Below are 17351 nucleotides of genomic sequence, written 5' to 3' on the forward strand. Positions count from 1 at the left end.
AAATATTAGCCACACAGCACCATGGCCCGGGCCGGATCGATGGCAATCAGCCCAGCCAGCAGGGCATCCATCTCGGGCATCAGCCGGGTTTTATCGGACTCGCTGCGGCTGGCTTTCATGCGAAGAAGCTTCAGGCGGCGGGCCTGAACCTCGAACAGCAGGCCCGGCTCCCAGTCCCCCAGCGTCAGTTGAGGGGCTGAAGCAGTCAGTTCACCCAGCAGATGCAGCGCCATGTCGTTGCGCCCATACTGCTCAGCCACCCGGGCCATCAGCAGGCGCACCAGCCAGCGCTGGCGCGGTGTGTCCATTCCCGGCCGGGACTGAAGCCAGGCAAATGCGGCTTCGGGCCCTTCGCTGTCGCCTTTTTCCATCGCTTCGGCTTCCAGCGACAGCACATCGTCCTCGTGTCCGGTGGGAGGCGTTATCGGCTCACTGCCAAATGACAGTCCCTCCTCATCCACCTTTTCCGCTATCCAGCCCGTGGTCACTTCATCGGCAAACGGCGTTCCGTCATTCCATGCGAGTCCCTCAAGCCCGGGCAGGCGTTTGAGGAACAGACGAAGATCCAGCAGGACTGACGCCGACCAGCTCTCCCAAGGCTGCCCCGCATGGCTGAGTCCCTGCCAGAGGTACCACTGAAGATCGAGCCAGAAATGGTTCACCCCTTCGCAGTACATCTGGCTGGCCTGCTCTACCAGCTCAGTCCAGTTTTTTTGCAGATACAGACGCTTTAGCTGCGCCCGGTACTCGGGTTTAGGCGGGACCAGTCGGGTGCGTCCACTGCTGTCCAGCGGCGGGATCTGATCGACTGTATCCCAGCGAACAGTTTTCATCAGCCGGTGGGAGGCCAGCCATCCCTGCGGTTGTTCTCCGAGCCAGCGGGAGAGTATCTTCATCTGATCGAGCAAATCACGTCCGGACTTCACGGCGGTGAGTTGTGGCGATGGAGAAAGTACAGCGTCTCGTCCGGTTTCCTGAACGCTGCTGTTCTGGGGGATCAGTACCTCCATCCCGCCGGAACGCGCCATGCGATTTTCCAGGGCGCTACAGAGACCAGCAAAGGACGGTTTTTCATTCTCAGGCCACCCGGCAACGCTTTCGGCCAGCAGGGTGATGACCCCCGCAGTCAGAGCGGCATCATCCCGCTCCACTTCTGGCCAGAGCGAAAGCGTATCCTGGATCTTTGTACTGCTTAGCCACTCCAGGGCGGCTTTCCTGGCATTAGGGCGCAGCGGATGACAGCGGTTGCCGTAGCGGGATAACATCGCGACCAGCAGTAATAACCCTTCAGCCAGACCTTCCTCACCGTTGCGGCTCAGTCGGGCGTGGATATACCAGGTCACGACACGGATATCTTTGGCGCTTTCACACAGTATCTTTTCCGCCAGCGCACAGAGTAACTCAGGATCGGTCCCCGAGAGCTTATTGATCTCTTCGCGCATCAGTTGGAAATTGTCGTCATAGGCCGGATCGTCACCCGTTTCCGTTTCGGGGCTGACGGGCTTTAACCAGTTATCCCAGAGCGACAGAGCGCTGGAGGCTCTTTCGATAAGGCGTTGCTGCTCTTCCTGATTTGTGGTGCATGCCGATAAAAGGGCTTCCGGTGAACTCATGTTTTTCCTTGTCTCATCTTTATTCGATGTCTTCAGCGCTGGCTGCAACCGTAAATATGACTTTAGGCAGCGTAAACCCCTGAAGCTTCAGCAAGGCAAGCGGACCGTCGCCCAGCTCGCTGCGCATAACAAACTTCAGCGGATTACCGTCCGGGGTGATCCACACCAGTTGCGTGCGGCTCGCGTCAAGGGGGGTAATCAGGGCTTTATCCAGCAGACGAATTAATCCCCAGTTGCCCTGGTTGCTGGTATAAAGCTGCATCCCGCTGTTAACACTGCGCCAGCGGAGGCTGATGCCCGGATAATAGGTATTTCCCGGCCAGGTAAAACTCTGCCAGCTTTCCATCTGGTTAAAGAAGTCCAGATTTTGCTCGTCAAGCGTCAGCTGCACACGAGCCACATCACGGGAAGGACGCGCCATCAGTTCGAAGTGAACGTTCGCATCCCCCTGGGCAAAAACGATATCTGACAGTTCAGCCAGCTGGTTAATTGCCCGCAGGAAATCCGGGCTCACTTCCATTCCCTGACTTGCTGAAGGATCCATCACCCAGCGATTCCCTTCCTGGTGAAGAATGCCGCCGAGGCTGGTTTTCAGGAACGTAGCGATGCGACCTGAATCGCTGCGCAGGAACTTCGCCAGCAGAGGCAATGAGGCATCGCTGCCGGTGGCTTTAAACGGATAGCGGCCGGCAAAGGCTTTGTTCCATTGATCGACAATGGTCGTCTGCCACCGGGTATTAAGGCTTCCTGCTGCCGGAGCAAGCACCTGCCGCCAGGCCAGATCCAGTGGCTGAACAAACAATGACTGACCGAACCCGTTCCACTCCTGGCCCAGACTCGCCGCCACCAGACTGCTGTAATCACGCGTGTCGGTCAGATCGATAGCCTTGCCCTGGAAGACCGTCTGGGCCAGCATCTGGGACATCGCCTGCGGATCCGGCGCGCTGGTGACCTGCTGAAGTTTGAGGCGTACCTGAGTCACACGGGCAAGCCAGGACTGGAAACTCAGGTTACCGTTACGTCCGGTGCCCTCTTTCCCCTCCATAAATCCCGTCAGCGGACCAAAAACGTCCTCAAGCGGCCCCTTCGGCCCCTGCGCCTGCTCGATGAACTGTCGGGCATATTTTTTCCGGCCAACCAGTTTTTTCGCCGAATCCACTATCGAATCCGCCAGCGCTTCGCCCTTCTCTCCTGTTTTTCCCTGGTAGTTTAGGGTGTTCATCAGCGCCACCAGCGGCGACTGGCGCACATCGCCGATCAGGTTGAGCTGGGCAATAGCTTCTGAAAGTGAAGTCGCATCCTGCCACTGAATGCTGTTGACCATATTCAGCCAGGCATTGCCAAAATCGGTAAAGTAACGCTCGGTCAGCCGGGCCTTCAGCGCTTCGGGTGCGATATCACTCCCGGGCTGACGGGTTTTATCCGTCAGTACCCAGTCGATTTCATCACGGCGGGTTTTGACCACCTCGTTAATCGCATCCTGTACCTGCTCTTCCCAGGCCTGGCGGGTAAACATGCCCGGCACTACTTCGTCCGTGCTGAAAACGGTAGAAGCATCGGTGTCGCCGGTCATATCCGCCAGCGTTAAATCCGGCCAGTTACTGGCCACGCGCTTCAGCATGTCCTGATACAGCCCGGACTCAGCATTGCGCTGGCCAATCTGTTTGAGCAGGATCTGGCGCACGGTCGCGACAAGTTCAGCATCGGGCTTAATTTTCCATTCCGGATGCGCCGGAAGGTTCTGGGCATAAAAGCCCAGCAGTTTCGGGGCCAGTACATGCCAGGCGCCATCTGGCACGCCCTGACGCTTCGGCCACGCCGTCAGCACATTTTTCGCAAGCCATCCGGCATCCGCTTTGTCCGGTCGGGCCATCATCAGATAGCTTTTCAGCACATCGTAAGCCCGCTGTGTTCCCTGCGTGCGGGCATCACTGGCCGGAGGGAGCTGCACATAGGCGTTCAGTTGCTGCTTCAAGCGCGCTGCAGTCGCATCACGCATTAACAGGGCATTGTTGCGGGCATACAACGGCCAGAGCGCCGCCAGCGTGTCGCGGTCCTGATTAAGGCCAAAACGGGTGTACCACGGCGCACCGGTCGCCTCGCGGTTTTGCAGACGGGCAATGGCCTGCTGGAGCACGAGCTGGTTACGCAGTCGCCCGGTCAACGGTTGTTTTGTGTCGGCAGCAAGACGGGCGGTGCTCTGCGCCTGGTAAATCTGCGCCCGGTTGACGATGAGAGACACTAATGTTCCGGCTCCCCAGAGGACAATCAGGGCAAGCAGCAGTAAACGCAGCCCCTTAAGCCAGTCGAAGGTCAGTTTTCTGGCGCGAACGGTGGCACAGTCATCAATGACGGCTGCCCAGCCAGGCGTATCGATCCGGGTATTGGGTACTGAACCAGCAACCGCCAGTTCAGGGCTGAACATCATCCCCCGCAGACGGAATGCCGCCGTTCCCTGCATCAGCCCGTTCAACAGGATGCTCAGGCTTGTTTTCAGGTCGCCCTGCAGGCGGGAGGAGAGCTGCAGCAGCCAGTTATGATGCGGATTGTTCAGCACCTGAGACATCCCGGCCTGACGTAAACGCGGGATCAGCATCTCCAGCGTGGTAAGCGCGTCCTGTGGAGTCACGCCGGGGCCAAACAGCGCGCCGGTTGCTACCGGTTCACTCTTATCACTGGTGGTAGTTTCTTTGTCGGTCAGCCATAACCAGACGGGAGCCTGCCAGCCGAGGAGATAGTCGGCTTTCTGGCGACAACGTAAGAAGGCGTCACGCTCAGTGTCGGTCGGTAGCGCTGCGGTATTCATTACCTGGACGATACCATCCACGGATTTACCCGAACGGAGACTCTTTAATCGGGACAGGAAAACCTCATCCGGCTGTGACTGCGCATCGCCGCCATAAACCAGAACATTTCCGTCGCCCTCCTGCCAGAGATCACGACAGAGCCCCGGAGCCACCTTCTGAACCTCATCTTTATTGCCCATAACGAGCAGGATCCTGACCTGACGCTCCCAGCGACGTCCGTATCGCAGGCGAAGATGCTCTGTCATCTGTTCATTCTGGAAAACGGGTTCACTGTCATCTTCCGCACCCGCAATCACCTGCGCTACCGGGGCGACAATCTGTTTTTTGTTCTGATTCCAGTGGACGTACAGGCCGGATTTACCCGCGTAATTAAATGCCCTTTCCACCAGCCATCCAAGGAGTAACAGTGCAGCCACCAGCAACGCACAAAATGAGAGTATCCGTTGCCCGTCGTACGGGCCTAACCCGGTGGACGAAGTCACATTTTCCGGAAAGGCATAAAACAAAAATGCAACGATGACTGTCAGGAAAAAAATGACAGTAACAACAGAGCCGATGAGTGTTTTGACTTTGATCTTAGACATTCCCTGACGATCCCTTGCGAACTTCTTCTTTGGTGATTACGGTGACCCAGACATCATCCTTGCCAGCAGCAGGTTGTACGGCGATAACCTGTATGCCACGCTGTTCAAAGTCTTCTTCGGCAAGCGCGACAGCAAGCCAGGGGGCGGCATGACCGGTGTACCCCAAAACCGGGTCGATACTGATATTGTCCTCAGACAGACTGAACCTGACCGCATTTGCTTCGCAGGCATTATTCCAGCCACTGCCCTGTGTCAGTATGGGACCGGAAAACCAGCAACCCTTGAGTTGTTCAGCCTGCACGTTTGCCCAGAGCAGCGCCCGGCTGAGGGTCTTTGTCAGCACTGGTTCAGTGCCTCGTTCAGGGCGATGCAGCCGCAGGGTATCTGGGTATGAGAGTGCTTTACGGTTACTGAATACATGCAACGTGATGGCATCAGCCTCACCTTCAGCTGGTGAGGCAGGTAAGGAAATGGTTATTGCAACCAGTATGCCGGGGTGATCCCATTGCTTATCCAGCCAGACATCAAATGCAGCGAGTCCTTTTCCCGACATCAGACGGAAAGCCCTGCCGCTCTTTCTCAGCAATTCGGCCTTAATCTGCTCTTCTGCCTGTGGATAAATGTCACTGTCACAGTCCAGCATCAGCCAGCACGAAAGCGCTATCGGGAGAGGTTCGACAATCATTTCGACCCGGGAAGTCAGTCTGGTGATAGTGGATTTCAGTTCCCCGGCCATGTTTGTCTGAAAAGCGGTTATTGCGGCATACCTGACAGGTTTTCCGCATCCCCGCGGTCGGGAGAAGTCGATCAGAGGCGCTGCACGATCCATTGCCTTGAGCAGTTCACTGGCTTTATTTCCGGCGGGTGTCTGAACCAGAGTCCCCAGAATCCAGGCACTGCGCTGGCCCCGTTGAATTTCGCGCTCAATAAGCGCCTCACGTTCCACGTTACGGGACTCCGCCCCAACTTGTTCTGCCTTATAGGCGAACCGGCGAAGTCCAAACATTAGTCCCCATGAGCAGAACGGCAGACCCAGTGCGGTAAACCAGAATACAAATCCCGTGCGCCCGGCGGTCCATCCCCAGAGCGTCAGGACAATACCAGCCAGCATCATGAACGCCAGGAACAGTAACCAACGGCGGGTATTTGGCCGTACAACTTTTTCAGCCTTTTCAGGAATGGCATCCAGCCAGACAGGCATAGTCAGGCAACCTTCGCCGGAGCAAATGAGCTGATCAGGGTACAGCCGCATCCACATTTATGACCGTGAAACGCCACGGGAATACCATGATCGAGATAGTTGGGATTACCTTCAATGATAATGGTCGGGCCATGACCCGGGATTGGGCAGGAAACTTTATCGCCTTTACGGGCAACACCGATGCCGCCGAATTTCATCGTTTCGGAAGCGGTCATTACTGAACCACCGTGAGTGGTATTATCGCCTTTGCGGATAATTTGAAGCATGGAATTATTCCTCTTATGGTATTAAGTATTAATATTAATTGTAGTTACCGTTTAAAATTTATTATTTTTTCTTCTGTATCATTTCCAACCAATAACCTTCACTATAAACAAGAGGCTCTCCTTTTATATACATATCCTTCCCTTTTTTCATAATATGAAATTGAGGTGCTGGATACACACACCCACCAGCCCTACATAATTTAAAATATATACATTATTAATTTCTTCTACATCATAATCACCGTCACAAGTAATGGGAGCATGCCACGTGGTTATTTTGATATGCGCTTTTTTTGATTGTATAACATATTCACATCATATCGCATATAAACTCGAGACCCATCAGAAAAGTTTCACCATTTAGTTCAAAAAAGTATTGCTCACCAACATGAATAAATTCTGAGGAATTTGAAACACAAGGAAAAAGAGATATTACAAATAAGGAAAAAAATAAAAACTGACTAATCATATTATCACCTCCATTACCCAGCACAAAATACATTCACTAACTTTAACGATTCTTTATTTATTGAGCCAAAGGTATATGAACAACTAATTTCGGCGGTCATATTTTCCGGCGCAGAAATGAGCATATTTTCAAAAATAACAACTTGACTATTTTTTATGTTTACCTCAAAAGAATAAACTCTATCCTTGTCAGTAAAGACTTTTTTTGCTCCTTCATCTAAAGTAACACCATTCAAAAATGTGGAGTTAATGAAATTGATAAAGTACCTTTTAGATAGAGTACCATTAAAAATAACATTTGAATTATGTTTATCACTGCCACTAAATGATTCCGGAGGGGATTTTTCGAAATCTATAAATAGCTCAGGATGCACTTTATAGGAGGACAATCTTGAGTAGTCAGACTCTGACACAGTTGGAGCCGAAAACGCTTCTGAAAACTCTCTGAAATAATTAGAATATGTCAACTCACCAGCAATTGAAGGAATAGATACAAATATCAAAAAAAAATATTTTTTCATTTATTGCCCTTAATGTGTATCCGGTAGTTGTAATCCCGGGTCGACACCCCGCCACTGACAACGTGGTAAGCGGTATGAATATCCCAGATACTTTCCTTGCCGCTGTCACTCATCCCGGCAGGATTACGTAACGGGATGGTCACACCAAACTGATACTGCTCCTGAAAATCCTGGAAAATAACGACATCCTGCTCAAGGGGGCTGTCCATTTCGAAACGCCAGAAAATACCCACTTCGGCCAGCAGTCGCTCAATAAACTCAAGATTGGTTTCCCGCCACTGGGTAATCAGCTCCCGCGCCGGATACTCACGGGACAGACGGAACTCAAAGTCCGCCCCTTCCAGCCCGCGCTTACGCAGCACCTTTTCCACGACTTCAGTCACGGACTGATTGAGGAAAATTTCACAGCCCTTCGTATGACCTGACAGGGCGATACGCGGGACCAGCGCCAGTTCGTAAACGGTATCCTCTTTTGAAGTGGAAATACGTTCAAACGACGAAACCACGCCATACACGGTACGCACGGGGACAGCCGGCGCCCCGTCAAACATCGGGGTCTGAAAAGTAAAGGATGCAGGTTTTTAACAGCACGGCTGCACTTGCGATATCCGGTGTGGAGCAGGTCACGGAGATATCATACCGCCAGGGCTTGCTGAGGGATTCAACCGAACTGAATTTCAGCACATCAAGAAATTCAGGGCACTCATGAACATCGACCCGGTAGCGGGACTGGCCCGGCAGTTGCTGTACCAGGCTCGCCGCATCATTTATTAAAGAATTGTTCATACGCCCGCTCCTTCGTCAAATGACATCACAATCCCCTCTTCCTCATCCCAGCCCAGCGTCAGGTGCTGCGGCTTCTGCCCCGCCGCCATATGCGTCAGCAGCTGCTGGCTAAGTACCGGCAATATCTGCTGATTCAGCAGGCTGTCAACGTTGCGCGCACCAGTGTCCGGCAGCAGGCAGGCGGCGGTCAGTGTGTCGTACAGGCTTTTGCTGATATCGGTCTTCATACCGTAATGGCGCGCCAGACGCTGACTCACCTGATTCAGCTTCATCCCGACTATCGTGCGCATCGCCGCCTGTCCCAGCGGACGGTAAATCACCGTCTGGAAACGCGCCAGCAGCGCAGGCTGGAAGTGGTCGCGCAGCACCGGGCGCAGCAGTTCATGCAGGCCGGCTTCGGTCGCCTCCGGCTGTTCCTCCGGCATCTGCATGATAAGGTCGCTGCCGAGGTTGGAGGTCATCAGGATGACCGTGTTGCGAAAATCAATTTCCCGCCCCTCGCCGTCGCGCATAAAACCCCTGTCAAAGACCTGGTAGAACAGGTTCATCACGTCCCGGTGGGCCTTTTCCACCTCATCAAGCAGCACCACGCTGTACGGGCACTTGCGCACTGCTTCCGTCAGAATGCCGCCCTGGCCGTAGCCGACATAGCCCGGCGGGGAGCCCTTGAGCTGGGAGACGGTGTGCGGCTCCTGGTACTCGGAGAGGTTGATGGTGATAAGGGATTTCTCGCCGCCGAACAGTTCATCAGCAAGCGCGAGCGCGGTTTCGGTCTTGCCGGTGCCGCTCGGGCCAACCAGCAGAAACACCCCCTGCGGGCCGTTCTCCGGCGCGAGGCCCGTTTTACTGGCGCGCAGGCGCTGCGCAACGGCGTTCAGCGCTGCGTCCTGGCCCACCACGCGCCTGCCGAGGTTCTGTGCCAGGCTCAGCAGCTCCGTCTGTTCATCCTTCATCAGGTAGGAGAGCGGCACGCCGGTCCAGTCGGCAATCACCGTGGCGACGGTACGGGCGTCCACATCCAGCCCCAGCAGCGGGTTATTCTGCTGCACGGCGGTAAGCTGCGTCTGCAGGTCCGCTATCTCTGTCTGGCGAGAGATATCTGTACGGCAGGCGAGAAGTTCTTCCGTCAGCCTCAGCTCCTGGCCGTACCGGGTTTCCAGTTCGTCAAGCTGCAGGATGATGCGGACTTCGCCCTGTTCGATGGCGGCAAGCCGTTCGCCGTGGGTGCTGTTCCCCACCGCAATATCTTCCAGCAGCGCCTGTTTCTCCATGGCAAGGGCCGTGAGCTGCGCCTTCAGGCGGGTCAGCGGCTCCGGCACCGTATCAAGGCTCATACGAATACGGGCGGAGGCGGTGTCCAGCAGGTCTACCGCCTTGTCCGGCAGCTGGCGGCCTGTCAGATAGCGTCTGGAGAGGGTGACGGCGGCTTTAACGGCTTCATCCGTAATGTGCACCCCGTGGTGTTCCGCGTAGCGGGATTTCAGCCCCCTGAGCATCAGGCAGGCGGTGTCGTCGTCCGGCTCGTCAACTTTCACCATCTGGAAGCGGCGCTCCAGCGCGGCATCGCGCTCGAAGTACTGCTTGTACTCACTCCAGGTAGTCGCAGCGATGGTTCTGAGTTCACCGCGTGCCAGCGCAGGCTTCAGCAGGTTGGCCGCATCGGCTCCGCCCGCCTGGTTGCCTGCGCCGATGATGGTGTGGGCCTCGTCGATAAACAGCAGCACCGGGGTGGGCGACTGCTGCACTGCTTCGATAATGTTTTTCAGGCGCTGTTCGAACTCGCCTTTGACACCTGCGCCCGCCTGCAGCAGGCCGAGGTCGAGGGTGCGCACGGAGACAGGCTTCAGCGCGTCCGGCACATTGCCTTCGGCAATTCTGAGCGCCAGCCCTTCCACGAGGGCGGTCTTGCCGACACCCGGCTCGCCCACCAGTATCGGGTTGTTCTTACGACGGCGGGACAGGATATCCACCATCTGGCGGATTTCATTGTCACGGCCAAACACCGGGTCGATTTTACCCTCACGGGCGCGGGTGGTGACGTCGAGGGTGAACTTATCCAGCGCATTCTGTAACGCCGGGCTGAGTTCGCCTTCCTTTATTTCTGCACCGGTAAGCGTCGCATCGCCAGTCTGCGCAAGTTCCGCTTCCTGCTGCACCTCCGGGCGCTCGTCCGACTGCGCGTCCAGAAGCCCGCGCAGTCGTTCCAGCTGGCTCTGTGCCAGCGTCAGCAGCGGCCACAGGCCGTCGCAGCGCACCTGTTTCGGTTTTTCCGCCAGCGCCATCAGCAGGTGAATGCTGCGGATGTGCTCCTCACCGGCCAGCGAGGCATGCAGCCAGGCGTCCAGCATCAGGGCCTGAATGCTGTCCGAAAGCTGCGGGCGGCTGCGCACCGAACGGGGCAGCTTATCCATAAAGGCCAGTAAATCCTGCCATATCGCGTCCATATCCCATTCATAGCGGCGGGCCAGCACCGTCAGGTCGCCCTCGCCCTGGTCCAGCAGTTTCAGCAGCCAGTGCTCAGGCAGGATTTCCGCGTGCGCCCGGGTCTGGCACAGGGAGGCCGCCCCTTCATCGCGCGGGCGCAGTAGGGGTTAAGACGGCGTAACAGGATGGCTGGATTTTCCATGAGCTTCTCTCTTTATCAGTTCCGGACACGCTACCGCCCCTCGCTGTTCACCAAAGCGCATAAGGTCAGGCAGGCAGATTGTGTTTTTCTTTGCTGAACGCCCGTCATCGCAGACGTCCAGCAAAGAAACGGCGGACAGGCAAACCTGTCCGCATCAGGATTAGGCGGTGGTACGTTCGTTCCAGGAATCGGAATGAATGATGTTGCCGTCCTTGTAGGTCCAGGTGATTTTTTCGTAGCGCAGTTCAATCTGTTCCAGATGGTTGTGCTTCTCGAAAGCCGGGTCCTTGATGTCGTGCATCAGCGGATTCACTTTCACCAGCTTCACGTTCTCAAGCTTCGTGTTGAAGTACTCCACTTCCTGGCCGGCGTCGTTGATTTTGTACCACTTAAATTCAGCAGACTTCAGGGTCTGGCCGGTGGTCACTGCCTTGTACAGATACGGGCTTGAAGAGTCGATTTCCTTGGTGAACAGGAACGGCGTGTGGATACGCGTGCCGGTCAGTTTGCCGGTATTGTTGTCGGTCGGGATGTACAGGTTATGCTCCTGCGCCACCACCTCGATGCTGCCTTCACGGTCCTTCACGTCCACGGAACCTTTAATGTCCGCGCCGCCGTCGTCCTTCAGCCACAGATAAACAGGAATTGCCATGTTAATTACTCCATTTCATTTTTTGAGACGCCATCATCCTGCGATGGCGCCAGTGTGTTGCCCGGCAGCTGGCAGGCATTCGCCTGCGGCACCAGACTGATTTCGACACGGCGGTTCAGCGCGCGGCCTTCTGTCGTGTCATTAGTGGCAACAGGACGGCTTTCGCCATAGCCCTGCACCGCAAAACAGCTCTCCGGCACGTCGCCGGTGTCGCGCATCCAGTCCCGCACGGACTCAGCACGTTTCAGGGAGAGCTCCTGGTTGGATTTGTCGTCGCCCGTGCTGTCGGTATGGCCCGCCACCACAATCAGCCAGCCAGGCTTCGCTTTGATGCCGACCAGCGAGTTCACCAGCAGCTTCGTCGAGCCGGGTTTCAGCGCCCACTTGCCGGTGTCGAACAGGGACATGCTGTCGAGGCGGATGATTTTTGGCTGTGACTTTGGCGCAGGCGCCGAAGGGGGCACATACGTGTCAATGGCCTTCTGTAACGCCAGCCATAAACGCTGGCCAGGGTAATAACCCAGCGCATACCTGAGGGGTTCCCCCTGCCGTTGCCAGCGCTCCAGCAGAAGGGCATCCTGTTTCAGCGCCGCAAGCGACTGCGCTTTTGGCTCATAGTGATTCATGGGAATGGCATACCAGCGCTGCAAATCCGTTCCGACGTGGCGAATCAGCGCCGCGTTATTCGCGGCAGAAAAACCGAGAGCAGTCAGAACGCATACCAGAACCAGTAAAACGAGGCGACGAGTTCGCTGCCCGCCCTGTACGGGAGCACAGTAAGGCGCAAGCACTGGTAATACCGCATCAGGAAAACGGCCTGATCCCCCCGCTGCTCCGGCTGCCTGCGGTAAAATCAGATGCGTCAGACGACAAAGGTGATGCGACCACAGCGAAGCCGTGTCAACAGACCCCATACCGCTTCGAAATGCGACAGCAAACGGATGAACTGCCGGAAACAGCCGATCTTCTTTCGCCAGCTCATCCATCAGAATGGTGCGCATAAAAGCAAAGGCTTCCCGCAGAACAGGCATCAGCGCCAGATGATTTTCCTGTTGCCAGTCATCCAGCGCCTGCGGCGTCTCATCAGCCGGATAAACAACCGGTTTGTCGCCACGCACAACAAGCCACGGGGTTGCGGGGCCGGAAAACTCACCGCTCAGAATCACCGGCAGAGAGAATCCGGCAATCTGACTCAGTTGCTTCATTTGCTGGCGCAACGCTTTCAGGGACGCGCGCAGCACGGCTTCATCCAGATGTCTGTCAGGCTGACAGGAATACATAACAGAGAGCTGTCCGGTCTGACGCGGCTGCTGTTCGTGAATATCGCGAACAATGTCGCTCAGCCTGTTGACGTCATTCACCCGCAGCCACCAGCCCTGCGCGGTTTTGCGCAGTGTTTGTCCCTGGAATAATGCGTCCAGTTCATCCCCACAGACGAGAACAACAGGCCCCCCGGCATCAGGCAGCGGCAGTTCACAGACGGACGTTTCACCCTCCGCCATCATCTGGCCGGAGCGGCTTTTTCTCCAGACCAGCCAGACGACCAGAGCAGCAATGCACACCGTCATCCCGCCTTTAAACAGCGTGTCTGCCGGAATGAATCCCCACAGCAGCCATAAAAGCGCCGCAATACCCGCCAGAACGTGGAATATCAGAGAGACCATGACTGATTTACGCATTAGCGAGGCAACTCCGGTAACTGCCCTGACAACAGTGCCTGGAGCCAGAGATGCCCTCCCCACCACACAACGCCAGTGACCACAACAGCCGCAGCAATCCAGAACCAGACGGAACGCAGCAGGCTGTAGCGGTGCTTTCCGGTCCGGCGCACCACCAGAGAGATACCGGCATCCAGAGGCGGCACCCGCTCAGCAAGGGCTTTGATCACCTCTTCCCGCTGAGACTGGCTGACTGAGCTCATGCTGTACAACCCGCGGAACCCCAGTACTATTACCCGGTGGTAACAGGTCAGAACGGCCATATTCGGCGCAGGCTGACGTAATACTTCAGCGATACGATCCCAGAGAGCTTCGCCTGCGTACAGGGATCCGAAATGACGCGCCTGCAATGGCGCTTTTCGCCAGGCAGCCTGACCAGCCTCAACGTCTGAGCTTTCACCGGGCTTTCTGCTCATTACCACTTCATCAAGCAACGCACACTGCGCGTAGGAAATATGCCCGATGCTGGCCTCGTCGTACCCCGCACGATCCAGCGCCTCGCGTACGCTTTCCACGTGCTTACAGCAGGTGTCATACAGCACATCCCCGTCGGGCGTTGTTGCCCCCTGCTTAAGCAGGGTGACGGTGAGCCAGGTTTCCGCCATCAGTTCATCAATATCAATGTCGTTTCTCATGATCGCAGTACCGCAAACAGTTCGAGTTCAAGCCGTCCCAGTAGGGCAGGCACGTAGAACATGCATACCCCCTGCTCCAGCATGTCCCGCGCCCCGGCACTCTCCATGTCCAGCGCGAAGTACTGGTTCTCCATCCGCACCGGTAACGCTGCCGGCACACGGTTAACGGCAATGAGCGGGATCCCCTGCAGTGCGACGGTGGAAATAGCATTCACATCATCCGGTGAACCCGCCTTACATAACGCCGGGAATTTCTCTGCCACCTGCCATGCGGGAACGTCAGACCTGACGGACAGATAGAGATCGGCTTCTTCGCGCAGACGGATATCGTGCAGCGAGGCTTTCCATGTCTGATCGTCCGGTCGAAGCATGTCCAGCGCGATCACGCGGGACGGCAGACTGGCTTCCAGTAAGCCGGTGATCAGTTCAAACAGTGGCGGAAACGTTTTTTCTGGTTCGGCATGGTTATAGCCGGGAATAGCGTCCAGATCGCTGTCGAGAGAAAATGTCAGCATGCTGCCCGCCAGTCGTGCGAGTTCCGCCCACACCTGCTCCGGATGGCGGGCGGGAAAACGTTCAAATTCCGTCAGCACCCGCGCATGAGAGTTCAGTGCATTGTGTAGCCAGAAAAGAGAGACGTCTGCCACCGCGAAATCGGCCAGACGCTCATTACTCTCGCGGCGCATGGACATCAGACGCTGGCGACGTGAGCGAAGCTGACGGTTCAGTAACACCAGTCTTTCCCGCATCGCCGGGCTTGCAGAGAACAAGGCCATGGGAGGGATAAATGCCGGATCCTGACGCCATTCCTGTCCGTCACGGATCAAACGCGCAACCGGGCAGCACTGCCACGACGCGTTATCCTCGTGTTCAAAACGAATCGCGAGGTTAAAGCGGGCGACCGCGACGGATTCCTCCTCGCTGCCAAACGCATCCTGGACATTCACCCACTCTTCACGGTAGCGGAGCGGCCGGTCGGCTATAGCTGATTCCTGCTGCACGTTATTCAGCCCGGACTGCATGAGCGGCAGGGCAATCACCACCGTAACTGCGTCTGAATGTTGCGCCAGCCCCAGCTCGCGCGGTTCTGGCGGCAGATCGCTGACTGCCGTATCCACCAGCGAGCCATCAGGCAGCCAGAGCCGCAGTTGTGTAATCTGAATCAGGCCCGAACCCAGCAGCCTTTCATCAAATTCAGCCTGCTCAACGCCCCACGCAAACGGCGAGGCGAGAGCCGCAACGCCTGTACTGCGAAAAGATTCCCATTCTGACTGTTGCTGGAACTGCTGAGGAGACAACAGTGCCCCCTCATTCCACAGCGGACGATAAATTTTCATCCCTGCCCCCGCCTTACGCTTTCGCTTTCGGCATCTGGCTGACCAGAGACAGGTTCACGTCCATGCCTTCCACCTGGAAGTGCGGCACCGCAAACAGCTTCACGCGGAAGAAGCCCGGGTTATCTTCGATGTCTTCCACCACGACCTTCGCATCACGCAGCGGGTGGGAAGCCTGCAGCTCGTCGCCCGGATCGGTCATTTCAGTGACCAGACCACGCACCCAGGTGTTGAGTCCCAGCTCCAGCAGACGGCGGTCCTTGGTGGTACCGATATTTTCACGCTGGATCAGCTTCAGGTAGTGCGCAATGCGCGACAGCAGGAATATGTACGGCAGGCGTGCGTTGATGCGGCTGTTGGCGGTGGCATCGGCGGTGTCATACAGGGCCGGTTTCTGGGCGGAGTTCGCCGAGAAGAAGCAGGCGTAGTCGCGGTTTTTGTAGTAAGACAGCGGAATAAAGCCCAGGCTGGCGAATTCAAATTCGCGGGTTTCCGGGATCATCACCTCAGACGGGATTTTCACCTGGTTGCCGGTACCGAGATCGTACAGGTGGATCGGCAGGTCTTTCACCGCCCCGCCCGCCTGCGGGCCACGGATCTGCACGCACCAGCCGTTATTGATGAAGCTTTTCACCATGTTGGAGGCGAAGGAGAACGACGCGCTGGTCCACAGGTATTTCTCGTGGTCCGGCCCTTTCACCTGCTCAACGTAGTTGAAGCTGCGCACCGGCACGGTGTCCGGACCATACGGCAGACGGCCCAGCACGCGCGGCATCACCAGCCCGATATAGCGCGAGTCGTCCGTGTCGCGGAACGATTTCCACTTGATGTACTCGGCGCGGTCGAAGTAGTTACCGATATCTTTAATCGCAGCAACCTCTTCCATAGAGTCTTTCAGGAAGAACGCCGGGCCAACGGAGCCGATAAACGGCATATGCGCGGCGGCGGACACTTTCGAGATATTGCGCAGCAACGCCACGTCCTGCGGGCTGGCGTCAAATTCGTAAGAAGAAATCACCGAGCCAATCGGCTCGCCGCCCGGGGTGTCGTATTCGGCGGTATAGGTGTGCCAGTAGAGGCCGCTCTGGATAAGTTCCGGTGCATCCTCAAAGTCCTGGCGCAGGTCGTCCTTGGAGACATCCAGAATTTCGGTTTTCACGTTCTGGCGGTAGTCGGTGCTGTCCACCAGCTGCTTCAGGCCACGCCAGAGAGATTCAACTTTCTGGAACGCTTCGTGGTGCATTACCGCATCCAGCTGACGGCTAATCTGGAAATCCAGCTCCGCGATATGGTGGTCAATCAGCGTCTTGTCGAGCTTCTCCACGGGCTTGCCGGATTTTCGGATGCAGTCCATAAACACCTGCATCGCTGCCGTCAGGCGCTCGCCTGCCGGGGCATCAGAGAGCGCCGCATCATCCAGAAACGCGTTAATATCACCCAGACTGGAGGCCGGGGTCAGGTTGATTTTTTCAAACAGGGAGGCGTAAACGCCCTCTTTTTCCAGTACGGTGGTCTGCCCCTGAGTGGAGGCGGTTTCGGTATTTACAGACATCAGCATATTCCCGGTTAATCCATTAAATAACGCACGCCGCTTATTTCGGGGCCAGTGCATTCATTTCGTCGCGTAATTCCCGGGACAGCGCCGGGTCTTTAAGAATTTTCTCGAGTTCTTTTCTGAAAGTGGCGTTATCAAGGAGATTAGATTTGAGATCGCGTAATAAATTACGCATCGCCAGCATGGCGCGGAGCTGAGGGATCTGGCGGGCAACTTGCTCAGGTTCGAAGTCTTTAATATCGGAGAAGCTCAGTTTCACATTTTCTTCGAAACCATCCCCCGCGAGGGTATTCTCAACATTCAGATTTACTTCCGGGTTAAATTCCGAAAGTACACTGTTGAAGTTGTTTTTATTGACGTTAATTTTTTTTCTTTCAGATAATGGGCGGGTCTCTTTGCCATTACTGAAATCACCGACGGTGAGGAGTTTAAGCGGCAGTTCGACTTTCTTCTGCGAGCCTCCTGTATGCAGGCTTAATTTAAGGTTTATGCGTGCCTTAGGCACCTCGTTCTGGAACGTATCGGCCATAGCGGTCCCTTCCCCTGAGGAGTGTTTGCTGGAAATAACGGCGTTTCTTTACAAAG

11 protein-coding genes and 2 pseudogenes are annotated in these 17351 nt (G+C 56.0%); all 13 read right to left on the reverse strand.

Features of this window, described 5'->3' with window-relative positions:
• Positions 1-5 precede the first annotated feature (5 nt).
• On the reverse strand, positions 6-1613 hold the full coding sequence (gene tssA, locus DG357_RS12605; protein ID WP_088205557.1) for a type VI secretion system protein TssA: 1608 nt from the start codon (positions 1611-1613) through the stop codon (positions 6-8).
• Positions 1614-1632: 19 nt separating this feature from the next.
• The gene (locus tag DG357_RS12610; protein ID WP_088205558.1) at positions 1633-5004 is read right to left on the reverse strand and encodes an ImcF-related family protein; all 3372 of its coding nucleotides are present in this window, start codon (positions 5002-5004) and stop codon (positions 1633-1635) included.
• The gene (locus DG357_RS12615; protein WP_088205559.1) at positions 4997-6205 is read right to left on the reverse strand and encodes a hypothetical protein; all 1209 of its coding nucleotides are present in this window, start codon (positions 6203-6205) and stop codon (positions 4997-4999) included. Before DG357_RS12615 ends, DG357_RS12610 begins: the two co-directional genes overlap by 8 nt.
• 2 nt (positions 6206-6207) lie before the next feature.
• Positions 6208-6471: a PAAR domain-containing protein gene (locus DG357_RS12620; protein WP_088205560.1), complete on the reverse strand. Its 264-nt coding sequence runs from the start codon at positions 6469-6471 to the stop codon at positions 6208-6210.
• 482 nt (positions 6472-6953) lie between these two features.
• The gene (locus DG357_RS22960) at positions 6954-7460 is read right to left on the reverse strand and encodes a hypothetical protein (protein ID WP_088205561.1); all 507 of its coding nucleotides are present in this window, start codon (positions 7458-7460) and stop codon (positions 6954-6956) included.
• A 20-nt stretch (positions 7461-7480) separates the two neighbouring features.
• Positions 7481-8246: pseudogene (locus DG357_RS12625) on the reverse strand (type VI secretion system Vgr family protein); the annotation flags it as partial.
• Positions 8243-10872 (reverse strand): annotated as a pseudogene (gene tssH, locus DG357_RS12630) (type VI secretion system ATPase TssH). The pseudogenes DG357_RS12625 and tssH, both read right to left, overlap by 4 nt.
• Before the next feature lie 160 nt (positions 10873-11032).
• Entirely contained in the window at positions 11033-11524 is a 492-nt protein-coding gene (hcp, locus tag DG357_RS12635) for a type VI secretion system effector Hcp (protein ID WP_047368672.1), read from the reverse strand.
• Between the two features lie 5 nt (positions 11525-11529).
• A complete protein-coding gene (locus DG357_RS12640; RefSeq protein ID WP_088205567.1) occupies positions 11530-13203 on the reverse strand; it encodes an OmpA family protein in 1674 nt (557 codons plus the stop codon).
• Positions 13203-13877, reverse strand: a complete 675-nt coding sequence (tssL, locus tag DG357_RS12645; RefSeq protein WP_088205568.1) for a type VI secretion system protein TssL, short form — start codon at positions 13875-13877, stop codon at positions 13203-13205. Before tssL ends, DG357_RS12640 begins: the two co-directional genes overlap by 1 nt.
• Positions 13874-15214 (reverse strand): type VI secretion system baseplate subunit TssK, encoded by a 1341-nt coding sequence (gene tssK / locus DG357_RS12650; RefSeq protein ID WP_088205569.1) that lies wholly within the window; start codon positions 15212-15214, stop codon positions 13874-13876. Before tssK ends, tssL begins: the two co-directional genes overlap by 4 nt.
• A 13-nt stretch (positions 15215-15227) precedes the next feature.
• Positions 15228-16763 (reverse strand): type VI secretion system contractile sheath large subunit, encoded by a 1536-nt coding sequence (tssC, locus tag DG357_RS12655; RefSeq protein WP_088205608.1) that lies wholly within the window; start codon positions 16761-16763, stop codon positions 15228-15230.
• 40 nt (positions 16764-16803) lie between these two features.
• Entirely contained in the window at positions 16804-17295 is a 492-nt protein-coding gene (gene tssB, locus DG357_RS12660; protein WP_088205570.1) for a type VI secretion system contractile sheath small subunit, read from the reverse strand.
• Positions 17296-17351 lie beyond the last annotated feature (56 nt).

Source organism: Enterobacter bugandensis (assembly GCF_900324475.1).
Lineage (GTDB): Bacteria > Pseudomonadota > Gammaproteobacteria > Enterobacterales > Enterobacteriaceae > Enterobacter > Enterobacter bugandensis.

Excerpts from the sequence above, each read along its gene's own strand:
- hcp (WP_047368672.1), bottom strand. The coding sequence starts at position 11,524 with ATGGCAATTCCTGTTTATCTGTGGCTGAAGGACGACGGCGGCGCGGAC.
- DG357_RS22960 (WP_088205561.1), bottom strand. The coding sequence starts at position 7,460 with ATGAAAAAATATTTTTTTTTGATATTTGTATCTATTCCTTCAATTGCT.
- DG357_RS12640 (WP_088205567.1), bottom strand. The coding sequence starts at position 13,203 with ATGCGTAAATCAGTCATGGTCTCTCTGATATTCCACGTTCTGGCGGGT.
- DG357_RS12615 (WP_088205559.1), bottom strand. The coding sequence starts at position 6,205 with ATGCCTGTCTGGCTGGATGCCATTCCTGAAAAGGCTGAAAAAGTTGTA.
- tssA (WP_088205557.1), bottom strand. The coding sequence starts at position 1,613 with ATGAGTTCACCGGAAGCCCTTTTATCGGCATGCACCACAAATCAGGAA.
- tssC (WP_088205608.1), bottom strand. The coding sequence starts at position 16,763 with ATGTCTGTAAATACCGAAACCGCCTCCACTCAGGGGCAGACCACCGTA.
- tssK (WP_088205569.1), bottom strand. The coding sequence starts at position 15,214 with ATGAAAATTTATCGTCCGCTGTGGAATGAGGGGGCACTGTTGTCTCCT.
- DG357_RS12610 (WP_088205558.1), bottom strand. The coding sequence starts at position 5,004 with ATGTCTAAGATCAAAGTCAAAACACTCATCGGCTCTGTTGTTACTGTC.
- tssB (WP_088205570.1), bottom strand. The coding sequence starts at position 17,295 with ATGGCCGATACGTTCCAGAACGAGGTGCCTAAGGCACGCATAAACCTT.
- tssL (WP_088205568.1), bottom strand. The coding sequence starts at position 13,877 with ATGAGAAACGACATTGATATTGATGAACTGATGGCGGAAACCTGGCTC.
- DG357_RS12620 (WP_088205560.1), bottom strand. The coding sequence starts at position 6,471 with ATGCTTCAAATTATCCGCAAAGGCGATAATACCACTCACGGTGGTTCA.